Source organism: Shewanella sp. SP2S2-6, from assembly GCF_031931965.1.
Taxonomy (GTDB): Bacteria; Pseudomonadota; Gammaproteobacteria; order Enterobacterales; family Shewanellaceae; genus Shewanella; species Shewanella baltica.
On sequence record NZ_JAUOEQ010000052.1, the window covers coordinates 1 to 26,450 of the forward strand.

A 26,450-nucleotide genomic window follows, 5' to 3' on the forward strand; every position below is an offset into this window, starting at 1 on the left:
ATTTTCTAGCACTTCCTCCATCCATGGAGGTCGTACGAAAAGTCTTAGACAGAATATCGACACTTGATAAAGTGCGAACTCAAACAAAGCAAATCAGCTTTCCGAATTATTATTAACGTGGTCCAGCGATGGACACGGTAATAAACAGAATTTGCTTGGTGACAATAGCCTTGTGGAACCACCTGATCCCATCCCGAACTCAGAAGTGAAACGCAAACGCGCCGATGGTAGTGTGGGGTCTCCCCATGTGAGAGTAGGTCATCGCCAAGCGCCTAATTATCTCATTGAGATGTAACGAAGCCAGCTGAATAAGCTGGCTTTTTTGCTTCAAGAATTTGTCAATTTCAGCCTAGTTTGTCCTCAATTTATTAGTTTCTCTTCAATTTTCTCTCTACAATTACCTTCTTTCACGCTCCACGATATTGATAATTCGTGCCGCTTGGCTTTTATTTCAGCAGTTATTCTGACAATGCTTCGATATCGCTACAGCGATCTGAGTTCTAGATCGCGTCTAGCTATTGCTATTAGTTAAGCGGTTACTTACCTTATGTTTTAATTTGTTGGGGTAGATAAGGATCTGAGATGAAGTTAGAGATGATTTGTACTGGGGAAGAGGTGTTGGCGGGGCAGATTGTAGATACCAATGCCGCTTGGTTTGCCAGTACTATGATGGAGCATGGTGTCGAGATCCAGCGTCGAGTGACTGTCGGCGATCGCCTCGAGGATTTGATTGCAGTTTTCCAAGAGCGCAGCTTACACGCTGATGTTATTTTGGTTAATGGTGGTCTCGGACCGACAAGTGATGATATGTCTGCTTTAGCTATGGCGAAGGCAAAGGGGGAACCTTTGGTCGAGAATGTGGAATGGCGTGAGCGTTTAGAGGAGTGGTTTACCCGTAATAACCGTGAAATGCCTTTAAGTAATCTCAAGCAAGCTATGCTGCCAGCCTCAGCTGTGATGGTTGATAACCCTGTGGGAACCGCCTGTGGCTTTAGAGTTAAGCTTAACCGCGCGTGGTTATTCTTTACACCGGGTGTGCCTTTTGAGCTTAAGCATATGGTTACAAAGCAGTTTGTGCCTTTTATCCGCGATGAGTTTAATCTTGATTCCAAGGTCGCCTTAAAAAAATTATTAACGATAGGCCAAGGCGAGTCGGCGTTGGCAGATAAGTTAGAGCCACTAGAGCTGCCAGAAGGTATTACTATTGGTTACCGTTCTTCTATGCCGCATATTGAGATTAAGATTTTTGCCCGTGGCGAGAAGGCGATAGCGGTATTACCTCGGGTCGCTGGGCACATCAAAATGGTGCTGGGCACTGCGGTAGTCGCGGAAGATAAAGCCACTCTTGCCGAAGAAATTCATTATAAGTTACTCAACTCCGGCTTGACCTTAAGCGTTGCTGAATCCTGCACTGGCGGCATGATCACCAGTCAGTTAGTTGATTTCCCTGGTAGTTCATCTTACTTACAGCACGGATTAGTGACTTACAGTAATGAATCTAAAGTGCGCGTGTTAGGCGTCAATCCTTCAACCTTAGATGATCATGGCGCTGTCTCCATTGCGACTGTGGAAGAAATGGCAAAGGGGGCAAGACAAATATTGGACAGTGACTATGCGCTGGCAACCAGTGGTATTGCGGGACCCGATGGTGGCACAGACGAGAAGCCTGTGGGCACTGTAGCGATTGCCTTAGCAACTCGCGGCGGTGTTTATAGCCAGATGATTAAACTGCCACGACGTTCACGGGATCTGGTACGCAGTTTAAGTGCTGCTGTAGCTTACGATATGCTAAGACGTGAGCTTTTAGCTGAAGCTGTGATCGTCGATTATCAGTCGATTGCTCGATTCAGTAAGTAACTTTTTATACAAGCTTGAAGATTATACAAGCTTGAAGATTTATTGGTTTACGGCTGTTTAAACGTATTAACAAAAATGCTCCCGAGGGAGCATTTTTTATGGAGTGTGATCCCGAAAAATCAGTTATTTAGTGAACTTAAGCACTAATTTGCCAGGGGCAACTTGAATGCTTTCGGTCATTTTTGCCATCAGTGCTTGGTTACTGTCCTTAGTATCCAGCACATATACAGGCTGGTTTTCTAAGAATTGTCTTAGATAGCCCATTACCTGCGGCGTGGCACTGCTGATGGCTTTTTCAATATCTTTTGGTGTTGACTCCACTTTGACTAATTCGAGCTGGCGCAGATAGACACTGTGCGTTGCGCTGTCATACCAAGGCTTGGCTTCGAAAGTCGTAGTGAGTTTGGCACTCAATGGAAAGATTGGATTCTTAATTGATACTTGCGTTGCGGCACTTACGCTCATAGTGTCAGGTTTTGCACCTAGTCTGACATTGATGTCGTTAATGCGCACTTCTGCGCCAACTAATTGATTGCCTTGTTTTATCTCAAAATGGATCTCTTTACTGAGGTACTGCTCCATTTCGTGCTCACTGATACTGTACTGCGAGACGCAGCCGCCAAGCAGTACAGTGATCCCTAAGCAAATCGTGCGGGAAAGTTTTTTCATTAACCAGTGTTTCTCATTCCCGCTGCCACACCTGCAATAGTCAGCATTAGCGCTAGCTGCACATGTTCAGACGCGGGAGTTTCGGTTGTTTCCTTACGTGTCCGCGCTAATAGCTCGGTTTGTAAGAAGTTTAATGGGTCGATATACGGATTTCGCAGTTTTACTGACTCGCGATTCCACGGCGTATGCGCCATTAAGCTATCTGATTTTGTCAGTTCAAGCACGACTTTAATGCCCAGATCTAAGCGTTGGCGCAAGGTTTCACCTAAGTGATGCAAGTCTTTCGGTACTAAGCAGGTTTCGTAGTAACGGGCCAAATTAGGTTCTGCTTTGGCGTAGACCATTTCTAGCATTGAAATGCGTGTGCTAAAGAAGGGCCATTCCCGTTCCATGTCTTGCAGTAAGCCCATTTCACCGCGTTCACTGGCGGCCTGAAGTGCTTCGCCGGCGCCGAGCCATGCCGGTAACATCAAACGGTTTTGAGACCAAGCAAAGATCCACGGAATTGCCCGTAGGCTTTCAATCCCACCATCGACACGACGTTTGGCTGGGCGGCTGCCGAGTGGCAGTTTTCCTAATTCCACCTCTGGCGTTGCCGCGCGGAAATAAGCCACAAAATCAGGTTCATCACGCACTATGCCACGGTAAGCACCCACGGATTCTTCAGCGATACGTTGCATGCAATCGCGCCATTCTTGTTTAGGCTCTGGCGGTGGTAGCAGGGTTGCTTCCAATACGGCAGAGGTATACAAGGCCAAGCTTTGAACCGCGAGTTTTGGCAAGCCAAACTTGAAGCGGATCATTTCGCCCTGTTCTGTCACACGAATACGGCCATCTACCGAACCCGGAGGTTGGGATAGAATCGCTTTGTGTGCAGGACCGCCGCCGCGACCAATGCTGCCGCCACGGCCATGGAATAGTGTGAGCTTGACGCCCGCTTGTTTACAGACAGCCACTAACTGCTCTTGAGCGTGATACTGAGCCCAAGCCGCCGCCATAACACCGGCATCTTTAGCTGAGTCAGAGTAGCCAATCATGACCTCTTGCATGCCTTTGGTATAGCCACGATACCAGTCGATATCGAGCAAATCGGTAATACAGGCCGCGGCGTTGTTTAAGTCGCTTAAGGTTTCAAACAGTGGTACCACGCGCATTGGATGCGAACAGCCCGTTTCTTTGAGTAACAGTAAAACCGTTAAGACATCCGATGGTTTACCTGCCATCGAAATCACATAGGATCCAAGCGCTTTAGCTGGATGTTTAGCAATTAAACGACAGGTATTAAGCACTTCGGCCACATCGGCTGACGGCTGCCAGTTGCTTGGGATTAGTGGCCGACGGTTACTGAGTTCGCGTAATAGGAAGGCTTGTTTCTCGGTTTCATCCCAATGGTTAAAATCCCCCATGCCGAGATAACGAGTTAATTCGGCGAGCACATCGCTGTGACGGCTGGCATCTTGGCGAATATCGAGTCTGAGCATGTGAATGCCAAAACAGGCGAGACGACGGAGAATATCGAGCAATAATCCGTTGGCGATTAAGCGCATACCGCAGTCGGTTAAACTCTTATAGAGCATTTCTAACGGCGTTTTGAGATCGCTCTCTTGCCAAATCAGGCTCGACTTATCGACTTCAGGATTGTGGCCTTCGATGCGCGCATTTAAATAATCTATGGTATCGCGCAGTCTTTGGCGAAGTGAGCGCAGCACATGGCGGTATGGCTCGCAGCTGTTGTTGGTGTAAGCCTTTAACTCATCATTGGCTTCTTCCATCGACAGCTCGCCAACCAGTAGGACTATGTCTTTTAAGAATAATCTGGCGGCGGCATGGCGGTTGCGATCGAGCACCTCTTGGGTGACTTTCGCGGTAACAAAGGGGTTGCCGTCGCGATCGCCGCCCATCCAGCTTGAAAAACGCACTGGCGCGATATCAATCGGTAATTGCTGACCCGTGCGTTGTTGCACTTGGTCGTTAAGCTGTCTTAAGAAGTCCGGCACCGCATGCCAAAGTGACTCTTCAATGGTCGATAATCCCCAGCGGGCTTCATCAACAGGTGTTGGGCGCTCACGGCGGATCTCATTGGTGTGCCAGATTTGCGCGATCAATTGGCGCAGGCGCAGACTGATTTGCTGACGCTCTCTATCTGATAATTGGTCGTTTTCTTGTTCAGTTAAGCAGTCGACAATGGCGGCGTACTTTTGGATCAAGGTGCGACGGGAAATTTCAGTGGGGTGCGCTGTCAGCACTAGATCGATATCCAGTGTCTTAAGGCAGTCGAGCATTTTCGTTTGGTCTACACGGCCATTTAACATGCGCCCTAGGAGTTGTTCCACGGGATCAGGCACGCAGACGAGTTCGTCACAGTTGCGGCTAATGGTATGAAATTGTTCAGATAAATTAGCTAAGTTGAGGAACTGGTTAAATGCCTTTGCAAACGGAACTAATTCTTCGTCTGGCAGGGCGGTGAGTAACTCGAGCATTTGCTCTCTAGCGGCTTGATCGCCCCGGCGTGAATCTTTAGCAAGTTTACGGATCTGTTCAACCTTCTCGAGAAAAGAGTCCCCGAGGTGGGTGCGCATAGTGTCACCGAGGATTTGTCCTAACATACTCACGTTCGATCTTAATGACGCATACATATCGGTCATATTGTCTGCCTTGGTTACAACCATAGTTACTCCGAATAGAAAAACATGAAAATTCCGCATTGCATTTAGCCCGTTAGCACAATACCTATCACTTGGGGCAATGGTCAACAGAAGAACTTATAACTTATACGACTGGCTTATCTAATATGCAACTAATCGCAATGATCGTTGAGGAATATTCAATATAAATGCGAAGCTACGCAATATTTTGTGATGATTAGCGTAAGTGAATATGGAGTGCATCATTTTTGGCTTTGCAGAAATGTATCTTAGCTGTTAATAAAAAGGACTGATTTTGGCGCAAATTAACCCTAGATAACTGAGTTATTAACGAGTTAGCTGAACGGATGATAGGCGGGCGAGATCTGCATTTTAGTAAGAAATATAAAAATAAATTAAAAATATATATTCACATATATTGCATAAGTAGATCTTTGTGGTAGTCTAGCCTGCAGTTGAGATGAGTCACCCCCTGTGACCTGTAGAGTAAATATCATGATTCAGAGCATTAACCTGACAGTGAATAAAATAACAACCAATTACGATTTCCTGCGACGATAATCTTGTCATCATAGATATGCGCAGTTGCGTGTACGCTATTCATCTATTCTTTAAGTTTCTTTGATTCGGTTAATAAGACAACAACACATGAAAAATATCGCCATTATTGGTGCCAGTGGTTACACAGGCGCACAACTGACCGCTTTAATCTATGCAGAAGCAGAACTGACGATTCAGGGTTTGTATGTTTCTGAAAACAGTTTAGATAAAGGTAAGCCTTTAGCGGATTTGTACCCTAGCTATAGCCATATCGCATTAACGCTGTCGCCATTGTCCGATGACGCGAAGGCAAAAATCGTTGCCGAAGCCGATGCCGTGGTGCTAGCGACTGAGCATTCAGTGAGCTTACATTTAGCCGCTTGGTTTTATAGTCAAGGGTTAGCGGTATTCGATTTAAGCGGTGCTTATCGTTTTAGCGATGTGGCGCAATATCCTAAGTGGTATGGCTTTGAGCATGAATATCCTGAAGTTTTAGCCAAAGCTGTGTACGGACTTGCCGAATGGAATGCTAAAGAAATCGCTGCGACTAAGATGATCGCCGTGCCAGGTTGTTATCCAACCGCATCACTTACAGCGTTAAAACCGCTGGCGAGTTTACTGACATCAGCTTATCCGGTGATCAATGCCGTGAGCGGCGTAACGGGTGCGGGTCGCAAAGCGCAGTTACACACCAGTTTTTGTGAAGTGAGCCTGACACCTTACGGCGTATTAGGCCACAGACATCAACCCGAGATCGCCACTCAGCTTGGTCAAGAAGTGATATTTACCCCGCACCTTGGCAACTTTAAGCGTGGCATTTTAGCGACTATTACCGTGCAGCTAAAACCAGGCACTACAACTGCCGATGTGGCAGCGGCCTATAGCGTGTATGACCAGGCGCCATTGGTCACCGTGAAGCACAATCAGTTCCCGAAAGTGGACGATGTGGTGCTGACACCTAACTGCCACTTAGGTTGGAAGTTTGATGAGAATAGCGGTTACTTAGTGGTCGCCAGTGCAATCGATAATTTGATGAAAGGTGCTGCCAGCCAAGCGCTACAATGCATAAAGATTCATTTTAACCTTTAATTGTTCATCCTTATTTAAGAGAGTCGTCAAGATGTCTACAAACAACTCAGTATTAGTTCTTAAAGTGGGCGGCGCGCTGCTGCAGTGTGAAATGGGGATGGCGCGGTTAATGGATACGGCTGCGGCTATGTTAGCCAATGGTCAGCAAGTGTTGATGGTGCATGGCGGCGGCTGTTTAGTGGATGAACAGTTAGCGGCAAACGGCATGGAAACCGTCAAGTTAGAAGGTTTACGGGTGACTCCGCCTGAGCAAATGCCGATTATTGCCGGCGCACTTGCAGGTACTTCGAACAAGATCCTCCAAGGCGCAGCGACTAAAGCTGGGATTGTGAGTGTGGGCATGAGCCTCGCCGATGGCAATACTGTATCGGCAAAGATTAAAGATGAACGTTTAGGCCTAGTGGGTGAAGTGACACCAAAAGATGGCGCTTATCTTAAGTTTATCCTCGCCCAAGGTTGGATGCCGATTTGTAGCTCTATCGCCATGATGGACGATGGCCAAATGCTTAACGTCAATGCTGACCAAGCTGCGACGGCCTTAGCCAAATTAGTGAGCGGCAAGTTAGTTCTGCTGTCGGATGTGTCTGGTGTGCTCGATGGTAAAGGCCAGCTCATTCACAGTTTAAATGGCAAGCAGATAGCAGACCTTGTTAAACAAGGTGTGATCGAAAAGGGAATGAAGGTCAAAGTTGAAGCTGCGCTCGAAGTTGCACAGTGGATGGGGCAGGCGGTTCAAGTTGCCTCGTGGCGTGATGCAAGCCAATTAATCGCATTAGCAAAAGGTGAAGCCGTAGGAACACAAATCCAACCATAAGTGGAGTAGGTTATGAAGCATTTACTATCGATAAAAGAGTTAACCCAGCAGCAGTTACTCGATCTGATTGCCTTGGCAAAAACGATCAAAGCCAATCCGGCAGAGTACCGCCATGCGCTGGATGGCAAGAGTGTGGTGATGTTGTTTGAAAAGCCCTCGCTCAGAACACGCGTTAGCTTTGATATTGGTATTAATAAGCTCGGTGGCCACTGTTTATACCTAGATCAACAAAATGGTGCGCTAGGTCAACGGGAATCGGTTGCTGACTTTGCTGCTAACTTATCTTGCTGGGCCGATGCGATTGTGGCGAGAACCTATTCACACACCACTATCGAACAATTAGCCGAGTTCGGCTCTGTGCCCGTGATCAATGCGCTGTCGGATCTTTATCATCCTTGCCAAGCCTTAGCTGACTTTTTAACACTGGCAGAGCAGTTTGAGGATGTCAGCAAAGCTAAATTAGCTTATGTTGGTGATGGTAATAATGTCACTCACTCGCTGATGTACTGTGCGGCTATTCTCGGTGCTACCATGACAGTGATCTGCCCAGCGGGTCACTTTCCTGATGGCTACGTAGTGGCAGAAGTGCAAGAGCTTGCTAAGCGATATGGCGGTAAGCTGGTACTGACTTCAGATATTGATGCGATTGAAGGTCACGATGCGATTTATACCGATACTTGGATTTCAATGGGCGATCCCACTCCGCTGGCGGATATCAAAGCGAAGTTTGCACCATACCAAGTCAACAAAGCCTTGATGGCGAAAGCGGGCGCTAACTTCTTTATGCATTGTTTGCCCGCCCACCGTGGTGTAGAAGTAACAGATGAAGTGATGGACGGTGCTGGCTCCTTAATTCTGCAACAAGCCGAAAATCGGATGCATGCCCAAAATGCGGTACTGGTAACCTTATTTAGTTAAATTAACCCTGTTTAGCAGCCTGTTTTCTCCTAGGTGAGAAACGAGTCATAGGAATTTAAGATGTCTATCGAGATAAAAAATACTGGCGTGAAAAAAGTGGTTTTAGCCTATTCGGGTGGTCTAGATACCTCGGCCATTATTCCTTGGTTAAAAGAAAACTACGATAACTGTGAAATCATCGCATTCTGCGCCGATGTCGGCCAAGGCGAAGAAGAGCTGGTTGGCTTGACTGAAAAAGCCTTAGCTTCGGGTGCGTCTGAGTGTCATATCGTCGATCTAAAAGAAGAATTCGTTAAAGAATATATCTACCCAACGATCGCGAGCGGTGCGATTTACGAGGGCACTTATTTACTCGGAACATCAATGGCGCGTCCTATCATTGCTAAGGCGCAGGTTGAAGTGGCCCGTAAAGTGGGCGCCGATGCTCTGTGCCACGGTTGTACCGGTAAAGGGAACGATCAAGTGCGTTTCGAAGGTTGCTTCGCCGCATTAGCACCTGATTTAAAAGTGATTGCACCATGGCGTGAATGGACCATGCAGAGCCGCGAAGATCTACTGGCCTATTTAGCTGAACGTGACATTAAGACGTCAGCGTCAGCGACTAAAATCTACAGCCGTGATGCCAACGCTTTCCATATTTCCCATGAAGGCGGTGAGTTAGAAGATCCATGGAACGAGCCAAGCAAAGGTGTGTGGACGCTGACAGCCGATCCTGAAGATGCACCGAACAAGCCTGAATATGTGTCGCTAGAAGTAGAACATGGCCGTGTGACTAAAGTGAATGGTGAAGCGCTAACGCCTTATGCTGCGCTGATGACATTAAACGCCATTGCTGCACCCCATGGTGTGGGTCGTATCGACATCACTGAAAACCGCTTAGTGGGTATGAAGTCTCGTGGCTGTTACGAAACACCCGGCGGCACTGTGATGTTCGCTGCGCTGCGTGCGATTGAAGAGCTCGTACTCGACAAGACTAGCCGTAACTGGCGTGAGCAAGTTGCCGCACAAATGGCGCATCTAGTGTATGACGGCCGTTGGTTCACGCCTCTGTGTAAGTCACTGCTGGCGGCCTCTGAGTCATTGGCTGAGTCAGTTAACGGTGAAGTCGTGGTTAAACTCTACAAAGGCCAAGCGACGGCAGTGAAGAAACGTTCACCTAACAGCTTGTACTCTGAAGCGTTTGCCACTTTCGGTGAAGACCAAGTGTACGATCAAAAACATGCAGAAGGCTTTATCCGCTTGTACTCGTTAGCGAGCCGCATCCGCGCACTCAACGCTAATGACGTTAAGGGTAAGTAATAGGTCGTTTAAGAGGGCGCCTAGCGCCCTTTTTTGTTTCTAGGTTTTGATCCGGTTTTTTGATTCAGATGAGTCGATTTCAAATCAGCAGTGTGTAAGGGGAGTTAGCATGGCTTTATGGGGTGGAAGATTTCAGGGCGAAACGAGCGCGCTATTCAAATTATTCAACGATTCGCTACCCGTGGATTATCGCCTGTTCGAACAGGATGTGGTCGGTTCTATCGCTTGGGCCGATGCGATTGCTAGCGTCGGTATTATTACTGCCACTGAATGCAGCGACTTGAAAAAAGCGCTCAATGATTTGCTGGCGGAAGTGAATGGCGATCCAGCGATTATTCTCGCCTCGGGCGCCGAAGATATTCACAGTTTCGTCGAGTCTGCCTTGATTGCCAAAGTGGGCGATCTCGGTAAAAAATTGCACACTGGCCGTAGCCGTAACGATCAAGTTGCCACCGATTTAAAGCTTTGGTGTCAATCCGAAGGCAAAGCATTACTCGCGCGCCTTCACAGCTTACATGCTGAATTACTGGCGTTGGCAGAACGTGAGTTTGATGCGGTAATGCCGGGTTACACTCACTTGCAGCGCGCCCAACCTGTGACATTTGGCCACTGGTGTTTAGCCTATGTAGAAATGACTGAGCGGGATATCAGCCGTTTAGCCGATGCGTTAACTCGTGCTAACACTTGTCCATTAGGTTCAGGCGCCCTTGCTGGCACAGCTTATAAAATGGATCGCCATGCACTGGCTGCGGCGCTGAACTTTGCCTCGCCGACGCTCAATAGTTTAGACAGTGTGTCAGACAGAGATCACGTGGTTGAACTTTGCTCAACGGCATCGATCAGCATGATGCACTTAAGCCGTATGGCCGAAGATTTAATTTTCTTTAACTCGGGCGAAGCCAACTTTATTTCCTTGAGTGATGAAGTGACCTCGGGTTCATCTTTGATGCCACAAAAGAAAAATCCTGATGCATTAGAGCTTATCCGCGGTAAAACGGGTCGTGTATATGGCAGCTTAGTGGGTATTCTCACCACTATGAAAGCGCTGCCTTTGGCGTACAACAAAGATATGCAGGAAGATAAAGAAGGCCTGTTTGACGTGGTTGATAGCTGGGCAATTTGCCTCGATATGGCGGCGTTAGTGTTATCGGGTTTAGTGGTGAATCGTCCGAATACGCTGTTAGCCGCGCAGCAAGGTTATGCCAATTCAACTGAGCTTGCTGATTATCTCGTGTCTAAAGGTATGCCTTTCCGTGAGGCGCACCATGTTGTGGGTGAAGTCGTGGTTGCTGCGATAGCGAAGCAAATTCCGCTCGAGGATTTCTCCTTGGCTGAATTAAAAACTTTTGCCGCCATCATTGAAGATGATGTCTATCCAAACCTGACTATTGAAGCTTGTTTAGCGAAACGCGATGTGCTTGGTGGGACAGCACTGCCGCAAATTCAGCAGGCGATAGCGGCTAAAAAAGCCCGCTAAGGCGAGTTGTTTAAATCAACAAGCCAATAAAAAAACGCGACTTAAGGTCGCGTTTTTTATTGGGTCATTCAACGTATCGGCAATGACTTTCTATGACTCGTTTATTGGAATAAATCATCGGTTGGTGCATCGATGAATAAATTGTTTTCATCCTGCGTTTCGCTGATGTATTCCTTCGGCTCTGTACCTGAAATAAAGTACTCGAACGCACTTGTATAGTCGGTTTTTCGAGTAAGTTTACCCGTCGCTAAATCGATGCGTACCGAAACTATGCCTTCTGGTGGAATCGAGGTTGTTTCAGGTGTGCCTTGTAAGACACTGTTCATAAACTCGTTCCAGCCCGGACCTGCAGTTTTCGCGCCCGCTTCGGCGCCAGTTATCTGATCTTTTTCGCCATTGGCGTTCCATGCTGTTCTGCCTAGTTGTCGACCGTGATCGTCGAAACCAACCCAGAATGTACTAGTGAGTATCGGGCTAAATCCACTGAACCACGTATCGCGAGATTCGTTAGTTGTACCCGTTTTACCTGCAATATCATGACGCTTTATCAATCTTGCCGCGCGCCAAGCTGTACCTTGCCAACCCGTGCCTTTACTCCAATCGCCGCCACCCCAGATCACGCTCTTTAATGCTTCGGTGATGAGGAATGCCGTTTGTTCTGAAATGATCTGAGGTGCAAAGCGACCCGTTTGCTCAAAACACTGGGCAATAGGTGCACTCGATTCAGCGCTAGAGTCTCCACTAACACTGAACGCCATAGGATCGCTTGGTGTAAATGGTTGACTAAGACTTTGGCTAGGCTTACAGGCCAATGTTGGATTCGCTTTTTCAATCACATTACCGTAGGCATCTTCGACGCGATCGATATAGAAAGGTTCGAGTAAGAAACCGCCGTTAGCAAACACGTTAAATGCAGTGACCACTTGTAATGGCGTTACAGAAGACGAACCTAATGCAATCGACTCGTTACGCGGTAAGTCATTAGGGTCGAAACCAAATTTAATCAATTCTGCAATGGTGGCATCGAGTCCGACATGGCGCATTGCACGCACAGACATCACGTTGATTGATTGCGCTAAGCCCACGCGTAAACGGGTTGGGCCGCCATAGATATCTGGCGAGTTTTTAGGGCGCCATGCGGTGCCTTGGCTGATATCGGGTTTATTGATCGGTGCATTGTTGATGAGGGTCGCTAAGGTAAAGCCTTTCTCTAATGCGCCAGCATAGATGAAAGGTTTGATGTTCGAACCTAATTGGCGTTTTGCTTGAGTGACGCGGTTGTATTGGCTTTGGCTAAAGCTATATCCGCCAACTAGAGATCGAATCGCACCATTTTGTGGGTCGAGTGACACAGTCGCGCTGGCAACTTCTGGTACTTGCGATAACTGCAAATATTGGCCGTTATCACGGATCCAAATACGCTCACCAACCTTGAGCATGTCAGAAGCTGACTTAGGTACACTGCCTTGACGCTTATCGGTAATAAACTTACGCGCCCACTTCAAACCATCCCAAGCAATGATTTTAGTTTCGCCCTTGGCGGTCATGACGCTGGCTTGTTGATCTGCCACGCTGATGACGGCTGCGGGTTGCAGTTCTTGAATCGAAGCCACCTTAGCCAGTTCAGCCTTGATTTGAGCTTGTTCTGGTTTCTCGTCTGTCCACAACACAGCGGCAGGACCACGATAGCCATGACGCTCATCATAGGCATAAACGTTATTGCGTAGCGCTTGTTGAGCCTTCAGTTGTATATCCGATGAAATGGTCGTGTAGACGTTGTAGCCATTGGTATAGGCTTCTTCTTCACCGTACTTTTGTACCATATAATCCCGTGCCATCTCAGAAATATACGGGGCATAGAGATCAATTTCGGCGCCATGGTATTTAGCAATCAGCGGTTCTTGTAAAGCGGCTTGGTATTCAGCTTGGCTGATATAACCTACTTCATTCATCCGCATGAGAACGACATTACGGCGAGCGACAGCACGAGAAGGTGAGGTCACAGGGTTGAGTGTTGAAGGCGCTTTGGGTAAGCCGGCGATCATACTCATTTCTGAGAGTGTAAGATCTTTAACATCTTTACCAAAATAAACCTGTGCAGCGGCACCAACACCATAGGCGCGTTGGCCTAAGTAAATGCGGTTCACATAGAGTTCTAAAATCTCATCTTTGGTAAGTAATTCTTCAATGTGATAGGAAATAAAGATCTCCTTCACTTTACGAATAATCGTTTTGTCGCGGGTTAAGAAGAAGTTACGTGCGACCTGCATGGTAATGGTACTCGCACCTTGCTTCTTTTCTCCTGTGGTTAGCATGACTAATGCTGCGCGAAGTACGCCAACAGGATCAATACCACCATGTTCGTAAAAACGCGCATCTTCAGTTGCAATAAATGCTTGAAGCAAGGGTTTTGGTACTTCGTCTAGCTTCAATGGAATGCGACGCTTCTCACCAAATTGTGAAATAAGTTTGCCGTCACTGCTGTAAATGCGTAAAGGTGTTTGAAGTTGCACATTTTTTAGTGTTGAAACATCCGGCAAATCCGGCAAAACATAAAAGTATGCTGCCACAATGGCGCCTACGCCTAAAAGGGCTAGACTGAATAGTGCTATAACAATACGTTTTAACCACTTCACCAAAATTTATCCTAATGTTCCGTTAAGTGCGACAGTATATAAGGCGTACACCTCTTGGTGAAGTAAAAACGTGAGAAGCCTAAAATAGCATTTGTAAAATGACGAAACATTCGATACAAGTAAGTATAACAAGTTGATTTTGTGCTAATCTCTTTTACTGAAATATAAATAAAAAAGTGACAATGGATATGCTTTCAAATTTATGGAAGCGTCAGGCTCCGCAGATGGTCGGAATCGATATCGGTTCCCATGAAGTTAAGGCCATTTTGTTGAGTAAGACTGCTGATGGATACAAGATAGTGAGTCATGCGGCGGTACCTATTAAAAAAGGGGCCGTTAACGATCATGATATTCGTGATGCTGATGCCGTTGTCGAATGCCTTAGGCAAATAAAACGTAATTTACCTAAATCGGTTAAATATGCTGCGGTTTGTGTTTCAGGCTCTGCAGTCATGACTAAAGTCATTTACATGGACGCCTCGCTGAGCGAGGAGGAAATGGAAGCACAGATCGAAATCGAAGCCGATAACCTTATTCCGTATTCACTCGATGAAGTCAGCATAGATTTTGAAACCCTCAGTGTAAACAGTACAGATCCTACCAAAGTGGATGTGTTGTTGAGCGCATGCCGCACCGACAATATTGATGTCAGAGTCGATGCGCTCGATAGTGTAGAACTTGAGGCTAAAGTGGTTGATGTAGAAGGTTATGCTTTAGGTCGTGCAGCTGAATTAATTCTGGCGCAGCTACCCGAAGGAGCGAAACATAAGGCCGTTGCTATGGTCGATATTGGCGCCAATATGACGACTTTTTCTGTAGTTGAAGCGGGAGAGACGACTTTTATTCGTGAACAAGCCTTCGGAGGTGAGCAATTTACTCAGTCAATATTATCCTTTTATGGCATGTCTTATGATCAAGCCGAAAAAGCAAAAATTGAAGGCGACCTACCACGAAATTATATGTTTGAAGTCCTATCACCTTTCCAAACTCAGCTATTACAACAAATAAAACGTACGCTGCAAATCTATTGTACTTCGAGTGGAAAAGATAAAGTTGACTACCTCGTATTATGTGGTGGGACCTCTAAATTAGAAGGTATGGCCAATTTACTGACGAATGAATTGGGGGTCCACACTATTATTGCCGATCCTTTTCAAGGGTGCCTGCATGCTGATGAGTCGGTTAAAACTGTACTGCAACCTACAATCAGTAAATATATGGTTGCATGTGGCTTAGCATTGAGGAGTTACGGTCAATGGCGAACATAAACCTACTCCCTTGGCGAGAAGAGGCGAGAGAAAAACAAAAGCGCGATTATATTGGTATTCTAGCTGCGGTATTTTTAGCGTCGGCAATCTTGGTTTATGTGGCTGTATCTCTTTTGGACGTGATGACTGATGAGCAAAAAGCGCGTAATGCCTATTTGCAATCGGAAATTAGCCTGCTAGAAACACAAATTTCTGAGATTAAGAAGATTACCGAGCGTAAGAAGGATATTGAACGCCGCACCGAAATTATTTTGAATTTACAACAATCCCGTAATTTACCGACCCATGTGCTAGATGAGTTAGTGCGAATTGTGCCCCCAGGAATCTACCTTTCTAGCTTAGAGAAAAAGGGCAGCTTGTTACTGATTGAAGGACGCAGTGAATCAAATAATAACGTTGCCAATATGATGCGTAAGGTTAAGACCTCGGAGTGGCTAACCGATCCCAATATGCAGTCGATTGTGACTCAAAATGAAGAATTACGGCAATTACAGCGATTCAGTTTAAGAGTCACGATTAAAGGCGCGAATGTGGGCGAGCCTGAGAAAATGACAAAAGGAGCGAGTAAATGAAACTCGATCTAAGTCAATTCAATGATATCGATTTTGAAAATATTGGTGGTTGGCCTAACCAAGTTAAAAGTTTTTTCGCGATCCTATTGGCACTGTGTGTTTTTGCAGCGGGTTATTTCTTAGTCGTTTCAGATTCGATTGACTCTTATACCGCAGAGCAAGATAGGGAATTTCAACTCAGAGATGATTTTAAGAATAAGTATCAACTCGCAGCAAATTTAAAACTTTATCGTGAGCAGTTAGCAACGATGGAAGTGCAATTTGCCGAGTTACTGAAGATGCTACCCTCTGAGAATGAAATGCCAGGCTTGCTAGATGATTTAACCTTTGTCGCCACCGATGCAGGACTTCGAATTAAGAGTTTAGATTGGGAGCCGGAAATTCAGCGGGATTTTTATATTGAATTCCCCATTAAAATGTCTGTTACAGGTGATTATCACCAGCTAGGTAATATGGTAAGTGGCGTAGCAAAACTGCCGCGTATTGTCAGTCTGCATGATTTTACGATTAAGCGCGATGATGCTGGTAACTTAGCCATGGATATTTTAGCTAAGACCTATCGCTTTAAAGAAGGGGCTGAATTACCGCCTGAAAACTCTGCTAACAAACAGGGGAAGAAATAATGAAATTCTTACCTCTATTGGCGTTGAGTCTTTTTTTAATGGGTTGTGTTGGCGATCGCAGTGATTTAGAGCTATTTGTTACTACAACTAAAGCGCAACACGTTGCTCATATTCCACCTTTAAAAGAACCGCCAAAGTTTGAGCACTTTGCCTACCAGGCAGAGTTAATGCGTAGCCCATTTGTACCTCCTTCACGTGAATTAACTGAAGAGGTTGTTGATACCAGCAAAGATTGTTTACAACCAGATTTAAAGCGTCGAAAAGGGCGGTTAGAAACTTATCCTTTAGATAATTTAAAAATGCGCGGCACCTTAAGTGAAGCCGATACGACTTGGGCACTAGTCGAAACAAACGATGGCAGTGTGTATCGGATGGGCGTTGGTGAGTATTTAGGTCTGTTTAATGGACGCATTTCTAAAGTTACTTCACAAAATGTCGAAGTAGTAGAATTAATTCCAGATGGTTCTGGTTGTTGGTCCGAAAGGACAAGCAATTTAGAACTTTCTGGAGAATAACGAGCGAAGGATGAGGGAATAATGAAATCTTCTGCCGCGATAAAAGTCCCGTTAATTTCTTCAGGCTTAATCAAGTCTGTTATAGGGATCGCACTGGTATTTGGAATTTTGCCATCGAGTTTTGCGGCAAATCGATTAATGGATGTTAAATACCATGCTCTGGTTGATCATCAATTGGAGCTAGAATTGGTCTTTGAAGATGCGGTCGCTCCGCCTGCAATAGATTCAAATGCTTCGCCCGCCGAGCTAGTGCTGACCTTCGATAATAGTATCTCGGGTTTATCTAAGGATCGTTTACCTATTAATCAGGTTGGGGTTGCAGATATCACCACTGAGCAGCAAGATACCCAACTAAAAGTCATCTTAGGTATGTCCAAAGTGAAACCTTACCAAGGTTCAGTAATGGGCAATTCATATCGGCTTACGATTAACGATGAAGTGTCAGGGACTCAAGCCCAAGCTGAAAACCCCTTCGTTAATAGCATTAAAAATATCGATTTCCGTCGTAATGATAATGGTGGCGGTGAGTTATTGGTCTATCTAAATAATCGCTCGGTTGCGGCTAATGTCGAGCAAGTGGGCGCTAAGCTTGAAGTGAAGTTGTATAACACAGATATTAATAACGATCTTCTGTATGTTATGGATGTGAAAGACTTCTCCACACCAGTAAAAAGCTTCGAGACATTTAAAGAAGATTTAACAGCGCGTATTGTCGTTGATATTGCGGGTGAATATGATTTCACTTACAAGCAAGAAGATAATCTCTTTAGACTTTCAATGAATAAAGTCGAGAGAGTCGCCGCCAAGAAAGATGTTAAAAAATACAATGGCCGTACCTTGTCGCTTAACTTTCAAAATATCCCTGTACGGACTGTGCTGCAAATCATTGCCGACTATAACAATTTTAACTTAGTCACCAGTGATACTGTGGAAGGCAATATCACTTTAAGATTGGATGATGTGCCTTGGGATCAAGCTTTAGAACTAATTCTTCAAACCAAAGGATTAGATAAGCGTATCGAAGGTAATATCTTAATGGTGGCGCCGAGCGAAGAGCTGGCAATTCGTGAAAGCCAAAACCTCAAAAACAAACAAGAGGTTAAAGAGTTAGCACCGCTCTATTCCGAGTATTTACAAATTAACTACGCGAAAGCGGTCGATATTGCAGAGTTATTAAAAAGCACGGATTCGAGCTTACTTTCACCACGAGGTTCAGTCGCGGTCGATGAACGTACCAACACTGTACTGGTGAAAGATACGGCTGAAACGATTGAGAACATCCACCGCTTAGTTGAAGTGCTCGATATCCCTATCCGCCAAGTGTTGATCGAGTCACGTATGGTGACTGTAAAAGATGATGTCTCCGAAGACTTAGGTATTCGTTGGGGTGTCACAGACCAACAAGGTAGCAAGGGAACTTCTGGCACATTAGAAGGTGCACAGAATATTGCCAACGGAATTATCCCCACCCCCGATCAGCGTTTAAATGTTAACTTACCCGCGGCAGCAACTAATCCAGCGAGTATTGCTTTTCATGTCGCTAAATTGGCAGATGGAACCATTCTAGATTTGGAATTAAGTGCGTTAGAGCAAGAAAACAAAGGTGAGATCATCGCTAGCCCTCGTATTACCACCTCTAACCAAAAGGCGGCCTATATTGAGCAAGGTGTCGAGATCCCTTATGTGCAGTCGACTTCGAGTGGTGCAACGTCAGTCACGTTTAAGAAGGCGGTGTTGTCTCTACGGGTTACACCACAAATTACGCCTGATAACCGAGTCATTTTAGATTTAGAAATCACTCAAGATTCTCAGGGTAAAACCGTTGATACTCCAACGGGTCCCGCAGTGGCCATCGATACTCAACGTATCGGCACCCAAGTGCTCGTTAATAACGGCGAAACCATAGTGCTTGGTGGCATTTATCAACAAAATTTGATTAGCCGTGTGAGTAAAGTGCCAATTCTAGGTGATATTCCTTTGGTAGGTTTCCTGTTTAGGAACACAACAGACAAAAATGAGCGTCAAGAGCTACTTATTTTCGTCACCCCCAAAATAGTCGGTGAGAAGATCTAAGCACTTGCTATGTATCGACTAAAGCCAGCAGTTATTGCTGGCTTTATTATTACTGTTATACAATTCTTTGCATAAATAGCGCACATGGCTTGCCATAGTAGACCCTAAGCTGAGATAATCCTCGGTCAAGTCTCATAAGAGCAAGGTAACATATAGGTCGGCTTGATTTTGAGTCGATATAGGCATACTTTTCAATAAGATTCAGACGTACAAGAAATGGCTGAAAAACGTAATATTTTTCTGGTAGGCCCTATGGGCGCAGGTAAAAGCACAATTGGCCGCCATCTGGCGCAAATGCTGCATTTAGAATTCCACGATTCAGATCAAGAGATTGAGCAACGCACAGGCGCTGATATTGCTTGGGTGTTTGACGTCGAAGGTGAAGAAGGCTTCCGTCGTCGTGAAGCTCAGGTTATTGCTGATTTGTCTGAAAAACAAGGTATCGTCCTTGCCACCGGTGGTGGTTCAGTACAAAGCAAAGATATCCGTAATCATCTGTCTGCTCGTGGCATTGTGGTTTATCTGGAAACCACTATCGACAAACAGGTCGCTCGTACTCAAAGAGACAAGCGACGCCCATTATTGCAAGTGGATGATCCTCGAGAAGTGTTGGAGAATCTTGCAGAGATCCGTAATCCATTGTACGAAGAAATTGCCGATGTGATTGTCAAAACCGATGATCAAAGCGCAAAGATTGTCGCCAATCAGATCATTGAGCAATTAGGTTTTTAGGCAGAATTTATGAAGCAAATTCAGGTTGATTTAGGTGTACGTAGTTATCCCATTTACATTGGCCAGAATTTGATGAGTGATGGCGAGACCTTGTCTCGCTACCTGCTTAAAAAACGTATTCTTATCGTCACCAATGATACTGTCGCGCCTTTGTATCTTAAACAGATACAAGAGACGATGGCTTCGTTTGGTGAGGTAGAGAGTGTTATCCTCCCCGATGGCGAACAATTCAAAGACTTAGCGCATCTAGATACTATTTTTACTGCATTGCTGCAGCAAAACTATGGTCGAGATTCTGTGCTGGTGGCTTTGGGTGGCGGCGTAATTGGTGATATGACGGGCTTTGCCGCGGCATGTTATCAACGTGGGATTGATTTTATTCAAATTCCGACAACTTTATTGTCGCAGGTGGATTCTTCCGTCGGCGGTAAAACGGCTGTTAACCATCCTCTTGGTAAAAACATGATTGGGGCCTTTTATCAGCCACAAATCGTGCTTATCGATACTTTATGTTTACATACGCTTCCAGCGCGCGAGTTTGCGGCGGGAATGGCGGAAGTCATCAAGTATGGCATCATGTGGGATGCTGATTTTTTTCAATGGCTTGAAGATAATGTAACGGCACTAAAAACCTTAGATGCCCAAGCATTGGTTTATGCTATCTCCCGTTGCTGTGAGATTAAGGCTGATGTGGTTAGCCAAGACGAAACTGAGCAAGGTGTTCGTGCTTTATTGAATCTGGGTCATACCTTTGGTCACGCGATTGAAGCCGAAATGGGCTACGGTAATTGGTTGCATGGTGAAGCCGTGTCAGCTGGCACAGTCCTTGCTGCTAAAACAGCTAAGGCACTGGGGCTTATCGATGAGTCAATAGTTTGTCGTATCATACAGTTACTACAAGCTTTTGATCTTCCAGTGAGTGCGCCGGAATCTATGGATTTCGACAGTTTCATTCAACATATGCGACGCGATAAAAAAGTTTTAGGCGGTCAGATTCGACTGGTGCTCCCAACGGCAATAGGCCGCGCGGATGTGTTTAGTCAAGTCACAGAATCTACCCTTGAACAGGTTATTCGCTGCGCATAAACACTGTGTGGTGGGCGAGTGACGTTTCAGGGTTCTGTCTTGCTTCCTTCTCAGGAAGCCCTCATACAAAGAATGCATCATGTTGCCAGTTATAGCGATCAGCTACTGGTGCTTTCTGGTATCAGCGGTTCAGGAAAAACCACCTTAGTGACCGGATTAGCGACCGATTTTGACGAGTCAAATGCAGCATTTGTGATTTGCCCTATGCATGCCGATAACGCTGAAATCCGCCGTAAAATTTTGGTCCAGTTAATTTCATCCCCGATTTTTGACGACGATATTCCCCTCGCTGATACCCTGTTGCGGCTTGCTAGCACGCAAACTAAACCCTTACATATCATTATCGATGATGCGCATTTATTGCCTAAGGCTTTGTGGGCTGAGTGCATTATTCTCAATCAAATTCAGTGTGCGGGTAAGAATATTGCCGTCACACTCACGGTTCCACCGGCATTTTTAGCAGATCTACTTCCACAATTACCGGAGCAGTTACGGCGGCAGATATTGCCTATCAGTATTGAGCCGTTAACTATGCCTGAGCGTGAGGCCTTGTATCAAACGCTACTGAGATACAGCGAACAAAATCCTTTTACCCCAAGGGAAATTGTGCGCAGTCAGCTTGAGAAGCAAACGGGTACGCCGGAGGAAGTGGTTAATTTATTAGATAAAGCCTTGCATAGCGCGCCTGAGAAGACATCTTCCTTGGTGAAATATAAAGCTGTGATGGTGACTGCTGTGAGTATGTTACTCGCCTTAGGCATTTGGTTTGGCGTTACTCAGCCTTTTTCTGAGGAGCAAGCCTTAGAGGCTGCGACTTATCCTGCGATAGATTCACCCGCCTTTTTGTCCTACGGGCAAAAAGTCTTAACGCCCTATTTTACGCTGCGCGCTGAGCAACTGAAGCTCGCCGCGGAGACTGCGAAAGTTATTGAAATCGAGACGGCAGAAGAAGCCAAAACTGAGCAAGCCGTCGATCCCTTAAGTGAATTCCACGGTGAAGCGCCACATCCCATGCCTGACGATGCTGCCTTAGTGAGTGTGGGTGAAGTGAGTAGCAAGTCTTTTGGTGAGGATAAGCCGCCTGAGGATACTGAACCACAAGCTAAAGCGGCTCAGACTCAACCCGCAACCATTGATGCTGCAAAGGCCGATAAGCCGGTAGCTAAAGCGGGCTTGGATACGCAAAAGCCGCTCAAAGGTTACACAATACAGATTGCCAGTGTTGCTCAGTTGGACACCCTGCGTGCAACATTAAAGAGTATTGAGCATCTTGAGGGCGTTCGCGTTGCACAACATAAGCAGCGTTGGGTTGTCCTTGTTGGCAACTACAGCAATAGCAAGTCAGCTTCGAATGCCGCCGCACAATTGGTTAAAGAGTATCATCTCGATCAACCTTGGGTTCGCAAATGGGCCGATTTGAAAGATTATCAACTAGAAGAAAGTCTGCCAAATCGTGAAATTTCAGAATAAACAGAGTACAATCATGGCCTTTATTTTTGTCGGCATTCATCAAGTTAAATGATAAAAAAACACAGAGCCTTCCTTAAGTGGGCTGGCGGTAAATTTAAATTGGTGGATGAATTGGCCAGTTATTTACCTACTGGAGACCGTTTGGTCGAGCCATTCGTGGGTGCAGGATCCGTTTTCTTAAATACGGATTATCCTAGCTATCTGCTCTGTGACATTAATCAGGATTTGATCGAGTTATACCAGATTGTGAAGCATCAACCAGAAGCTTACATTGCTGCAGCTAAGGCGTTGTTTGTTGATGAGATGAATCAAAAAGATGCTTACTATAAGGTGCGGACCGACTTTAATAAATGCCGTGACCCTTTCCAGCGTTCCGTGTATTTCCTCTATCTAAACCGTCATGGTTTTAATGGTTTATGTCGTTATAACCGTAAGGGCGGTTTCAATGTGCCTTTTGGTTCCTATAAAAAGCCGTATTTCCCCGAAAAGGAAATCTGGGCCTTTTCTGAAAAAGCGCAACGTGCCGAGTTTAAATGCATAGGCTATGAAAAAGCCTTCGAGCAGACACGTAGCGGCGATGTGGTTTATTGCGATCCACCTTATGCGCCATTGTCGACTACATCCAGTTTTACGACATATGTTGGTGCAGGTTTTAGTCTAGACGATCAAGCACTTCTGGCCCGTCATTCTCGCCATACAGCACTGGAGCGTGGCATTCCGGTATTGATCAGTAATCATGATATTCCATTGACTCGCGAGTTATACCGCGGCGCTCACTTAGCGACAATCCAAGTGCAACGTAACATTAGCCAAAATGGCAGTGGCCGGAACAAGGTGGATGAGTTGATGGCGTTATATGATGAAAATTACGATCCAAAGGATGACTAGGTTCGACATAGCCTACGTTCAGCTAAGCACTTGTCCTACGAGAAACATCAGACTTGCCACTAAAACGATTGCCAATACGATTCCCATAGCTATGTAAGGTAATGGTGAACCCGTTTGGAAGTCTTTTTTACGATTTTCGTCAGTCTGTACCCCGAAAAAGGCGGCGACGGTACTGTGGAATACTTGCCAGATACGGCTAAGCATTAATAGGCGAGATGCGATGTAGTGGGCTTGAGGTCATCCATAGGTTTATCTTGATGGCCGTGTAATAGCTCAAGCAGATCGACAAAGTGGAACTGACTCGAACGGTTTTTTCCTGTGAGCCACGTTTTCCAACTTAGGGTTTGTGCTTGATCGGCGCAGCGATTATTAGGATGACTACTAGGCAGAGCATTATTGTAACGGGTGTCACTGCTACAAGCGCATGAAGCTGTTTCGATATTTTCCGTAAGTTTTTCAACGCCAAAAGTTAACGAGGCCACGACAACAGCAGTGAATGCCAACATCATAGATGACTTAAATGTCACTGACTTAACATAGTATGAAAACAAACTAAACCGCCCCTTCATAACGCTTCCTTTGAAATGAACCAGCATTGCGCCTCGAGTATAACAAACTCGCCTAGTTTATGAACAAAAATTTATCAATTGCCGCCAAAATGCTCGAAAATATTAGCTTATTTTACCGAATCCAAGCCCCAATTGACTGCGATAGTTACAGAATGTGCTGCTTTGCTGACACGGGCATCGCGTATCAATTGCCAGAAATGTGGCTTTAGCTATAGAGGCTTAGCTTGGCTCAGGGTAAAATAAAGCACTTTTTATCCAAATAGCAGCGAGTGTTTTATGCGTCCATTCTTGATTGCTCCATCGATTTTATCTGCCGATTTTGCCCGTTTGGGCGATGATGTAAAAGCCGTGTTAGATGCGGGGACCGACGTAGTGCATTTTGATGTGATGGATAATCACTATGTTCCTAACTTAACGATTGGCCCTATGGTATGCCAGGCACTGCGTAATTATGGTATTACCGCCGATATTGATGTGCATTTGATGGTTAAGCCAGTTGACCGTATCGTGCCTGATTTTGCTAAAGCGGGCGCATCTATTATTACTTTCCATCCAGAAGCCTCAGAGCACGTCGATCGCACACTTCAGTTGATCAAAGAATGTGGCTGTAAAGCGGGTCTCGTGTTTAATCCTGCTACACCACTGCATTATCTCGACCATGTGATGGATAAGCTGGATGTGATTCTGTTGATGTCGGTCAACCCTGGTTTTGGCGGGCAATCTTTTATTCCATCGACCTTAGATAAGCTGCGTCAAGTGCGTGCGCGTATCGATGCCAGTGGTTTTGATATTCGATTAGAAGTGGATGGCGGCGTTAAGGTCGACAATATTGCTGAAATCGCCGCCGCCGGTGCCGACATGTTTGTTGCGGGTTCTGCCATTTTCGGCAAGCCAGATTACAAAACCGTTGTTGATGAGATGCGTGCCGAACTTGCTAAAGTTGGGGCATAGGTATGTGGGATAAGATTAAAGCGATAGCGTTTGATCTTGATGGCACGCTGATCGACAGTGTGCCGGACCTAGCCGTTGCCACGCAGGAAGCCTTAGCCGAGTTAGGTTTGAAGAGCTGCTCTGAGGCCCAAGTGCGTACTTGGGTCGGTAACGGTGCCGAAATGTTAATGCGCCGCGCCATGGCCCATGCCTTGGGAGCGGATGTTGAGCAAACCGCACTGGATGCGGCCATGCCGATCTTTATGCATCACTATCAAGAGAATCTTGAAAAACACAGTGCGCTGTATAGTGACGTGCATCAAGTACTGCAAACCTTGTTCGATGCAGGTTTTAAGCTCGCCGTTGTCACCAATAAACCCTATCGTTTTACCTTGCCATTACTCAATGCCTTTGGGATTAATGACTTTTTCAGCTTAGTGTTAGGTGGCGATACCCTAGCTAAGATGAAGCCCGATCCTTTGCCGCTACAGCACTTATTGCATGAGTGGCAATTGGATAAAGAGGCGTTATTGATGGTCGGCGACTCTAAAAACGACATTTTAGCGGCGAAAGCGGCTGGGATAGCGTCAATCGGCTTGACCTACGGCTACAACTACGGTGAAGATATTGGGCTCAGTGGCCCAGATGCCGTATGTGAGCAATTTAGTGAAATTTTGAACTGGGTAAAACCTACCAAGTAATAGGTGTTTACCCGTTCTTTAGTCGATTTTTTTATAGTCTTTTTATATATAGATAGTGGAGCAATGACGTAATGACCAAACCCATAGTACTCAGCGGTGCACAGCCGTCCGGCGAATTAACCATAGGTAACTACATGGGTGCATTGCGTCAATGGGTTGCGATGCAAGATAGCCACGACTGCCTCTATTGTGTGGTCGACTTGCATGCCATTACCGTGCGTCAAGATCCTAAAGCGTTGCGCGAAGCCTGTTTAGACACTTTAGCCCTGTATTTGGCCTGTGGCGTCGATCCTAAAAAGAGCACAGTGTTTATCCAGTCACAAGTGCCACAACATACCCAATTAGGTTGGGCACTAAACTGCTACACCCAAATGGGCGAGTTGAGCCGCATGACGCAGTTTAAAGATAAGTCACAAAAGCATGCTAACAACATCAACGTGGGTCTGTTTGGTTACCCTGTGCTGATGGCGGCGGATATTCTGATTTATCAAGCGAACGAAATCCCAGTTGGTCAAGATCAGAAGCAACACCTTGAGTTAACTCGTGATATCGCGACTCGCTTCAACAATGCCTACGGTGATACTTTCACCATTCCTGAGCCATTTATTCCTGAACATGGCGCGAAAGTGATGTCGTTGCAGGAGCCGTTGAAGAAGATGTCTAAGTCAGACGAGAACCGTAATAACGTCATCGGCCTGCTAGAAGATCCAAAAGCTGTGCTGAAAAAGCTGAAAAAAGCCATGACAGACAGCGATGAGCCGCCAGTCGTGCGTTTCGATATGGACAATAAGCCAGGCGTTTCTAACCTGCTGAGTCTCATGTCGGGTGTGACGGGGCAAAGTATTGCAAGCCTAGAAGCCGAGTTTGAAGGCAAGATGTATGGCCATTTGAAAGGGGCAGCAGGCGAAGCGGTTGTGAGCATGTTAGCGCCGCTGCAAGAGCGTTACCGCACGATTCGTGCCGACCGTGCTTACTTAGACCAAGTGATGAAAGCTGGCGCTGAAAGTGCGCAGGCGCGCGCCGAAGTGACATTGAAGAAAGTGTACGAGAAGATTGGTTTGTTAGTGTAATCAATCGAT

23 protein-coding genes and 1 rRNA gene are annotated in these 26,450 nt (G+C 45.9%); 19 read left to right on the top strand and 5 right to left on the bottom strand.

Features of this window, described 5'->3' with window-relative positions; translation table 11 throughout:
• The first annotated feature begins 154 nt into the window (after window positions 1-154).
• A 5S ribosomal RNA gene (gene rrf, locus Q4Q57_RS20880) occupies window positions 155-270 on the top strand.
• A 312-nt stretch (window positions 271-582) separates the two neighbouring features.
• Entirely contained in the window at window positions 583-1,857 is a 1,275-nt protein-coding gene (locus tag Q4Q57_RS20885) for a CinA family nicotinamide mononucleotide deamidase-related protein (RefSeq protein WP_311891932.1), read from the top strand.
• A gap of 123 nt (window positions 1,858-1,980) precedes the next feature.
• Here Q4Q57_RS20885 and Q4Q57_RS20890 read toward each other — a convergent pair whose 3' ends face one another.
• Together Q4Q57_RS20890 and ppc are read right to left on the bottom strand one after the other, a co-directional pair.
• On the bottom strand, window positions 1,981-2,526 hold the full coding sequence (locus tag Q4Q57_RS20890) for a DUF1439 domain-containing protein (RefSeq protein ID WP_261273266.1): 546 nt from the start codon (window positions 2,524-2,526) through the stop codon (window positions 1,981-1,983).
• Window positions 2,526-5,195: a phosphoenolpyruvate carboxylase gene (gene ppc, locus Q4Q57_RS20895; protein WP_311891933.1), complete on the bottom strand. Its 2,670-nt coding sequence runs from the start codon at window positions 5,193-5,195 to the stop codon at window positions 2,526-2,528. Before ppc ends, Q4Q57_RS20890 begins: the two co-directional genes overlap by 1 nt.
• A gap of 624 nt (window positions 5,196-5,819) precedes the next feature.
• Here ppc and argC point away from each other — a divergent pair.
• The 5 genes from argC (at window position 5,820) to argH (ending at window position 11,308) form a co-directional block, all read left to right on the top strand.
• Window positions 5,820-6,800 (top strand): N-acetyl-gamma-glutamyl-phosphate reductase, encoded by a 981-nt coding sequence (gene argC, locus Q4Q57_RS20900; protein WP_126493086.1) that lies wholly within the window; start codon window positions 5,820-5,822, stop codon window positions 6,798-6,800.
• A 31-nt stretch (window positions 6,801-6,831) separates the two neighbouring features.
• Window positions 6,832-7,614, top strand: coding sequence for an acetylglutamate kinase (argB, locus tag Q4Q57_RS20905; RefSeq protein WP_115336009.1), 783 nt, complete (start codon window positions 6,832-6,834; stop codon window positions 7,612-7,614).
• A 12-nt stretch (window positions 7,615-7,626) separates the two neighbouring features.
• The gene (locus tag Q4Q57_RS20910) at window positions 7,627-8,532 is read left to right on the top strand and encodes an ornithine carbamoyltransferase (protein ID WP_107946260.1); all 906 of its coding nucleotides are present in this window, start codon (window positions 7,627-7,629) and stop codon (window positions 8,530-8,532) included.
• A gap of 60 nt (window positions 8,533-8,592) precedes the next feature.
• A complete protein-coding gene (locus tag Q4Q57_RS20915) occupies window positions 8,593-9,831 on the top strand; it encodes an argininosuccinate synthase (RefSeq protein WP_311891934.1) in 1,239 nt (412 codons plus the stop codon).
• Between the two features lie 109 nt (window positions 9,832-9,940).
• Window positions 9,941-11,308, top strand: a complete 1,368-nt coding sequence (argH, locus tag Q4Q57_RS20920) for an argininosuccinate lyase (protein WP_311891935.1) — start codon at window positions 9,941-9,943, stop codon at window positions 11,306-11,308.
• 101 nt (window positions 11,309-11,409) lie between these two features.
• Here argH and Q4Q57_RS20925 read toward each other — a convergent pair whose 3' ends face one another.
• Window positions 11,410-13,944 carry a PBP1A family penicillin-binding protein gene (locus Q4Q57_RS20925; RefSeq protein WP_311891936.1) on the bottom strand — a complete coding sequence of 845 codons (2,535 nt, stop codon included), beginning with the start codon at window positions 13,942-13,944 and terminating at the stop codon, window positions 11,410-11,412.
• A 188-nt stretch (window positions 13,945-14,132) separates the two neighbouring features.
• Here Q4Q57_RS20925 and Q4Q57_RS20930 point away from each other — a divergent pair, with 188 nt between their 5' ends.
• The 9 genes from Q4Q57_RS20930 (at window position 14,133) to Q4Q57_RS20970 (ending at window position 23,171) form a co-directional block, all read left to right on the top strand.
• Window positions 14,133-15,212: a pilus assembly protein PilM gene (locus tag Q4Q57_RS20930; protein ID WP_106651741.1), complete on the top strand. Its 1,080-nt coding sequence runs from the start codon at window positions 14,133-14,135 to the stop codon at window positions 15,210-15,212.
• On the top strand, window positions 15,200-15,784 hold the full coding sequence (locus Q4Q57_RS20935) for a PilN domain-containing protein (protein ID WP_106649103.1): 585 nt from the start codon (window positions 15,200-15,202) through the stop codon (window positions 15,782-15,784). Before Q4Q57_RS20930 ends, Q4Q57_RS20935 begins: the two co-directional genes overlap by 13 nt.
• A complete protein-coding gene (locus Q4Q57_RS20940) occupies window positions 15,781-16,407 on the top strand; it encodes a type 4a pilus biogenesis protein PilO (protein ID WP_311891937.1) in 627 nt (208 codons plus the stop codon). The genes Q4Q57_RS20935 and Q4Q57_RS20940 overlap by 4 nt, the downstream gene beginning before the upstream one ends.
• Entirely contained in the window at window positions 16,407-16,922 is a 516-nt protein-coding gene (locus Q4Q57_RS20945) for a pilus assembly protein PilP (protein WP_106649105.1), read from the top strand. The genes Q4Q57_RS20940 and Q4Q57_RS20945 overlap by 1 nt, the downstream gene beginning before the upstream one ends.
• A 21-nt stretch (window positions 16,923-16,943) precedes the next feature.
• The gene (locus tag Q4Q57_RS20950) at window positions 16,944-18,995 is read left to right on the top strand and encodes a type IV pilus secretin PilQ (protein WP_106649106.1); all 2,052 of its coding nucleotides are present in this window, start codon (window positions 16,944-16,946) and stop codon (window positions 18,993-18,995) included.
• 216 nt (window positions 18,996-19,211) lie between these two features.
• Window positions 19,212-19,727 carry a shikimate kinase AroK gene (aroK, locus tag Q4Q57_RS20955; protein WP_006083542.1) on the top strand — a complete coding sequence of 172 codons (516 nt, stop codon included), beginning with the start codon at window positions 19,212-19,214 and terminating at the stop codon, window positions 19,725-19,727.
• Between the two features lie 9 nt (window positions 19,728-19,736).
• A complete protein-coding gene (aroB, locus tag Q4Q57_RS20960) occupies window positions 19,737-20,813 on the top strand; it encodes a 3-dehydroquinate synthase (RefSeq protein ID WP_311891938.1) in 1,077 nt (358 codons plus the stop codon).
• 18 nt (window positions 20,814-20,831) lie between these two features.
• Window positions 20,832-22,283: an AAA family ATPase gene (locus Q4Q57_RS20965; RefSeq protein ID WP_311891939.1), complete on the top strand. Its 1,452-nt coding sequence runs from the start codon at window positions 20,832-20,834 to the stop codon at window positions 22,281-22,283.
• Between the two features lie 48 nt (window positions 22,284-22,331).
• Complete coding sequence (locus Q4Q57_RS20970) at window positions 22,332-23,171, top strand: Dam family site-specific DNA-(adenine-N6)-methyltransferase (protein ID WP_220591368.1); 840 nt, start codon at window positions 22,332-22,334, stop codon at window positions 23,169-23,171.
• A gap of 18 nt (window positions 23,172-23,189) precedes the next feature.
• Here the strand turns inward: Q4Q57_RS20970 and Q4Q57_RS20975 are convergent, their stop codons facing one another.
• Window positions 23,190-23,375, bottom strand: a complete 186-nt coding sequence (locus tag Q4Q57_RS20975) for a DUF2970 domain-containing protein (RefSeq protein ID WP_220591367.1) — start codon at window positions 23,373-23,375, stop codon at window positions 23,190-23,192.
• Window positions 23,375-23,740 carry a hypothetical protein gene (locus Q4Q57_RS20980; protein WP_311891940.1) on the bottom strand — a complete coding sequence of 122 codons (366 nt, stop codon included), beginning with the start codon at window positions 23,738-23,740 and terminating at the stop codon, window positions 23,375-23,377. Before Q4Q57_RS20980 ends, Q4Q57_RS20975 begins: the two co-directional genes overlap by 1 nt.
• Window positions 23,741-24,016: 276 nt before the next feature.
• On the opposite strand from Q4Q57_RS20980, the gene rpe reads away from it, so the two are divergent.
• From rpe to trpS, 3 genes are all read left to right on the top strand, one after another.
• A complete protein-coding gene (rpe, locus tag Q4Q57_RS20985) occupies window positions 24,017-24,691 on the top strand; it encodes a ribulose-phosphate 3-epimerase (protein ID WP_006084504.1) in 675 nt (224 codons plus the stop codon).
• A 2-nt stretch (window positions 24,692-24,693) separates the two neighbouring features.
• A complete protein-coding gene (locus Q4Q57_RS20990) occupies window positions 24,694-25,371 on the top strand; it encodes a phosphoglycolate phosphatase (RefSeq protein WP_311891941.1) in 678 nt (225 codons plus the stop codon).
• A gap of 71 nt (window positions 25,372-25,442) precedes the next feature.
• Complete coding sequence (gene trpS, locus Q4Q57_RS20995) at window positions 25,443-26,441, top strand: tryptophan--tRNA ligase (RefSeq protein ID WP_311891942.1); 999 nt, start codon at window positions 25,443-25,445, stop codon at window positions 26,439-26,441.
• The last annotated feature ends 9 nt before the right edge of the window (window positions 26,442-26,450 follow it).

Bases quoted from the DNA above. Each gene is read 5' to 3' on its own strand.
- argC (WP_126493086.1), top strand. From the start codon at position 5,820: ATGAAAAATATCGCCATTATTGGTGCCAGTGGTTACACAGGCGCACAA.
- Q4Q57_RS20990 (WP_311891941.1), top strand. From the start codon at position 24,694: ATGTGGGATAAGATTAAAGCGATAGCGTTTGATCTTGATGGCACGCTG.
- aroB (WP_311891938.1), top strand. From the start codon at position 19,737: ATGAAGCAAATTCAGGTTGATTTAGGTGTACGTAGTTATCCCATTTAC.
- Q4Q57_RS20940 (WP_311891937.1), top strand. From the start codon at position 15,781: ATGAAACTCGATCTAAGTCAATTCAATGATATCGATTTTGAAAATATT.
- trpS (WP_311891942.1), top strand. From the start codon at position 25,443: ATGACCAAACCCATAGTACTCAGCGGTGCACAGCCGTCCGGCGAATTA.
- Q4Q57_RS20975 (WP_220591367.1), bottom strand. From the start codon at position 23,375: ATGCTTAGCCGTATCTGGCAAGTATTCCACAGTACCGTCGCCGCCTTT.
- Q4Q57_RS20935 (WP_106649103.1), top strand. From the start codon at position 15,200: ATGGCGAACATAAACCTACTCCCTTGGCGAGAAGAGGCGAGAGAAAAA.
- Q4Q57_RS20970 (WP_220591368.1), top strand. From the start codon at position 22,332: ATGATAAAAAAACACAGAGCCTTCCTTAAGTGGGCTGGCGGTAAATTT.
- rpe (WP_006084504.1), top strand. From the start codon at position 24,017: ATGCGTCCATTCTTGATTGCTCCATCGATTTTATCTGCCGATTTTGCC.
- Q4Q57_RS20915 (WP_311891934.1), top strand. From the start codon at position 8,593: ATGTCTATCGAGATAAAAAATACTGGCGTGAAAAAAGTGGTTTTAGCC.
- Q4Q57_RS20930 (WP_106651741.1), top strand. From the start codon at position 14,133: ATGCTTTCAAATTTATGGAAGCGTCAGGCTCCGCAGATGGTCGGAATC.
- Q4Q57_RS20910 (WP_107946260.1), top strand. From the start codon at position 7,627: ATGAAGCATTTACTATCGATAAAAGAGTTAACCCAGCAGCAGTTACTC.
- Q4Q57_RS20950 (WP_106649106.1), top strand. From the start codon at position 16,944: ATGAAATCTTCTGCCGCGATAAAAGTCCCGTTAATTTCTTCAGGCTTA.
- Q4Q57_RS20885 (WP_311891932.1), top strand. From the start codon at position 583: ATGAAGTTAGAGATGATTTGTACTGGGGAAGAGGTGTTGGCGGGGCAG.
- Q4Q57_RS20890 (WP_261273266.1), bottom strand. From the start codon at position 2,526: ATGAAAAAACTTTCCCGCACGATTTGCTTAGGGATCACTGTACTGCTT.
- ppc (WP_311891933.1), bottom strand. From the start codon at position 5,195: ATGGTTGTAACCAAGGCAGACAATATGACCGATATGTATGCGTCATTA.
- aroK (WP_006083542.1), top strand. From the start codon at position 19,212: ATGGCTGAAAAACGTAATATTTTTCTGGTAGGCCCTATGGGCGCAGGT.
- Q4Q57_RS20980 (WP_311891940.1), bottom strand. From the start codon at position 23,740: ATGAAGGGGCGGTTTAGTTTGTTTTCATACTATGTTAAGTCAGTGACA.
- argB (WP_115336009.1), top strand. From the start codon at position 6,832: ATGTCTACAAACAACTCAGTATTAGTTCTTAAAGTGGGCGGCGCGCTG.
- Q4Q57_RS20945 (WP_106649105.1), top strand. From the start codon at position 16,407: ATGAAATTCTTACCTCTATTGGCGTTGAGTCTTTTTTTAATGGGTTGT.
- argH (WP_311891935.1), top strand. From the start codon at position 9,941: ATGGCTTTATGGGGTGGAAGATTTCAGGGCGAAACGAGCGCGCTATTC.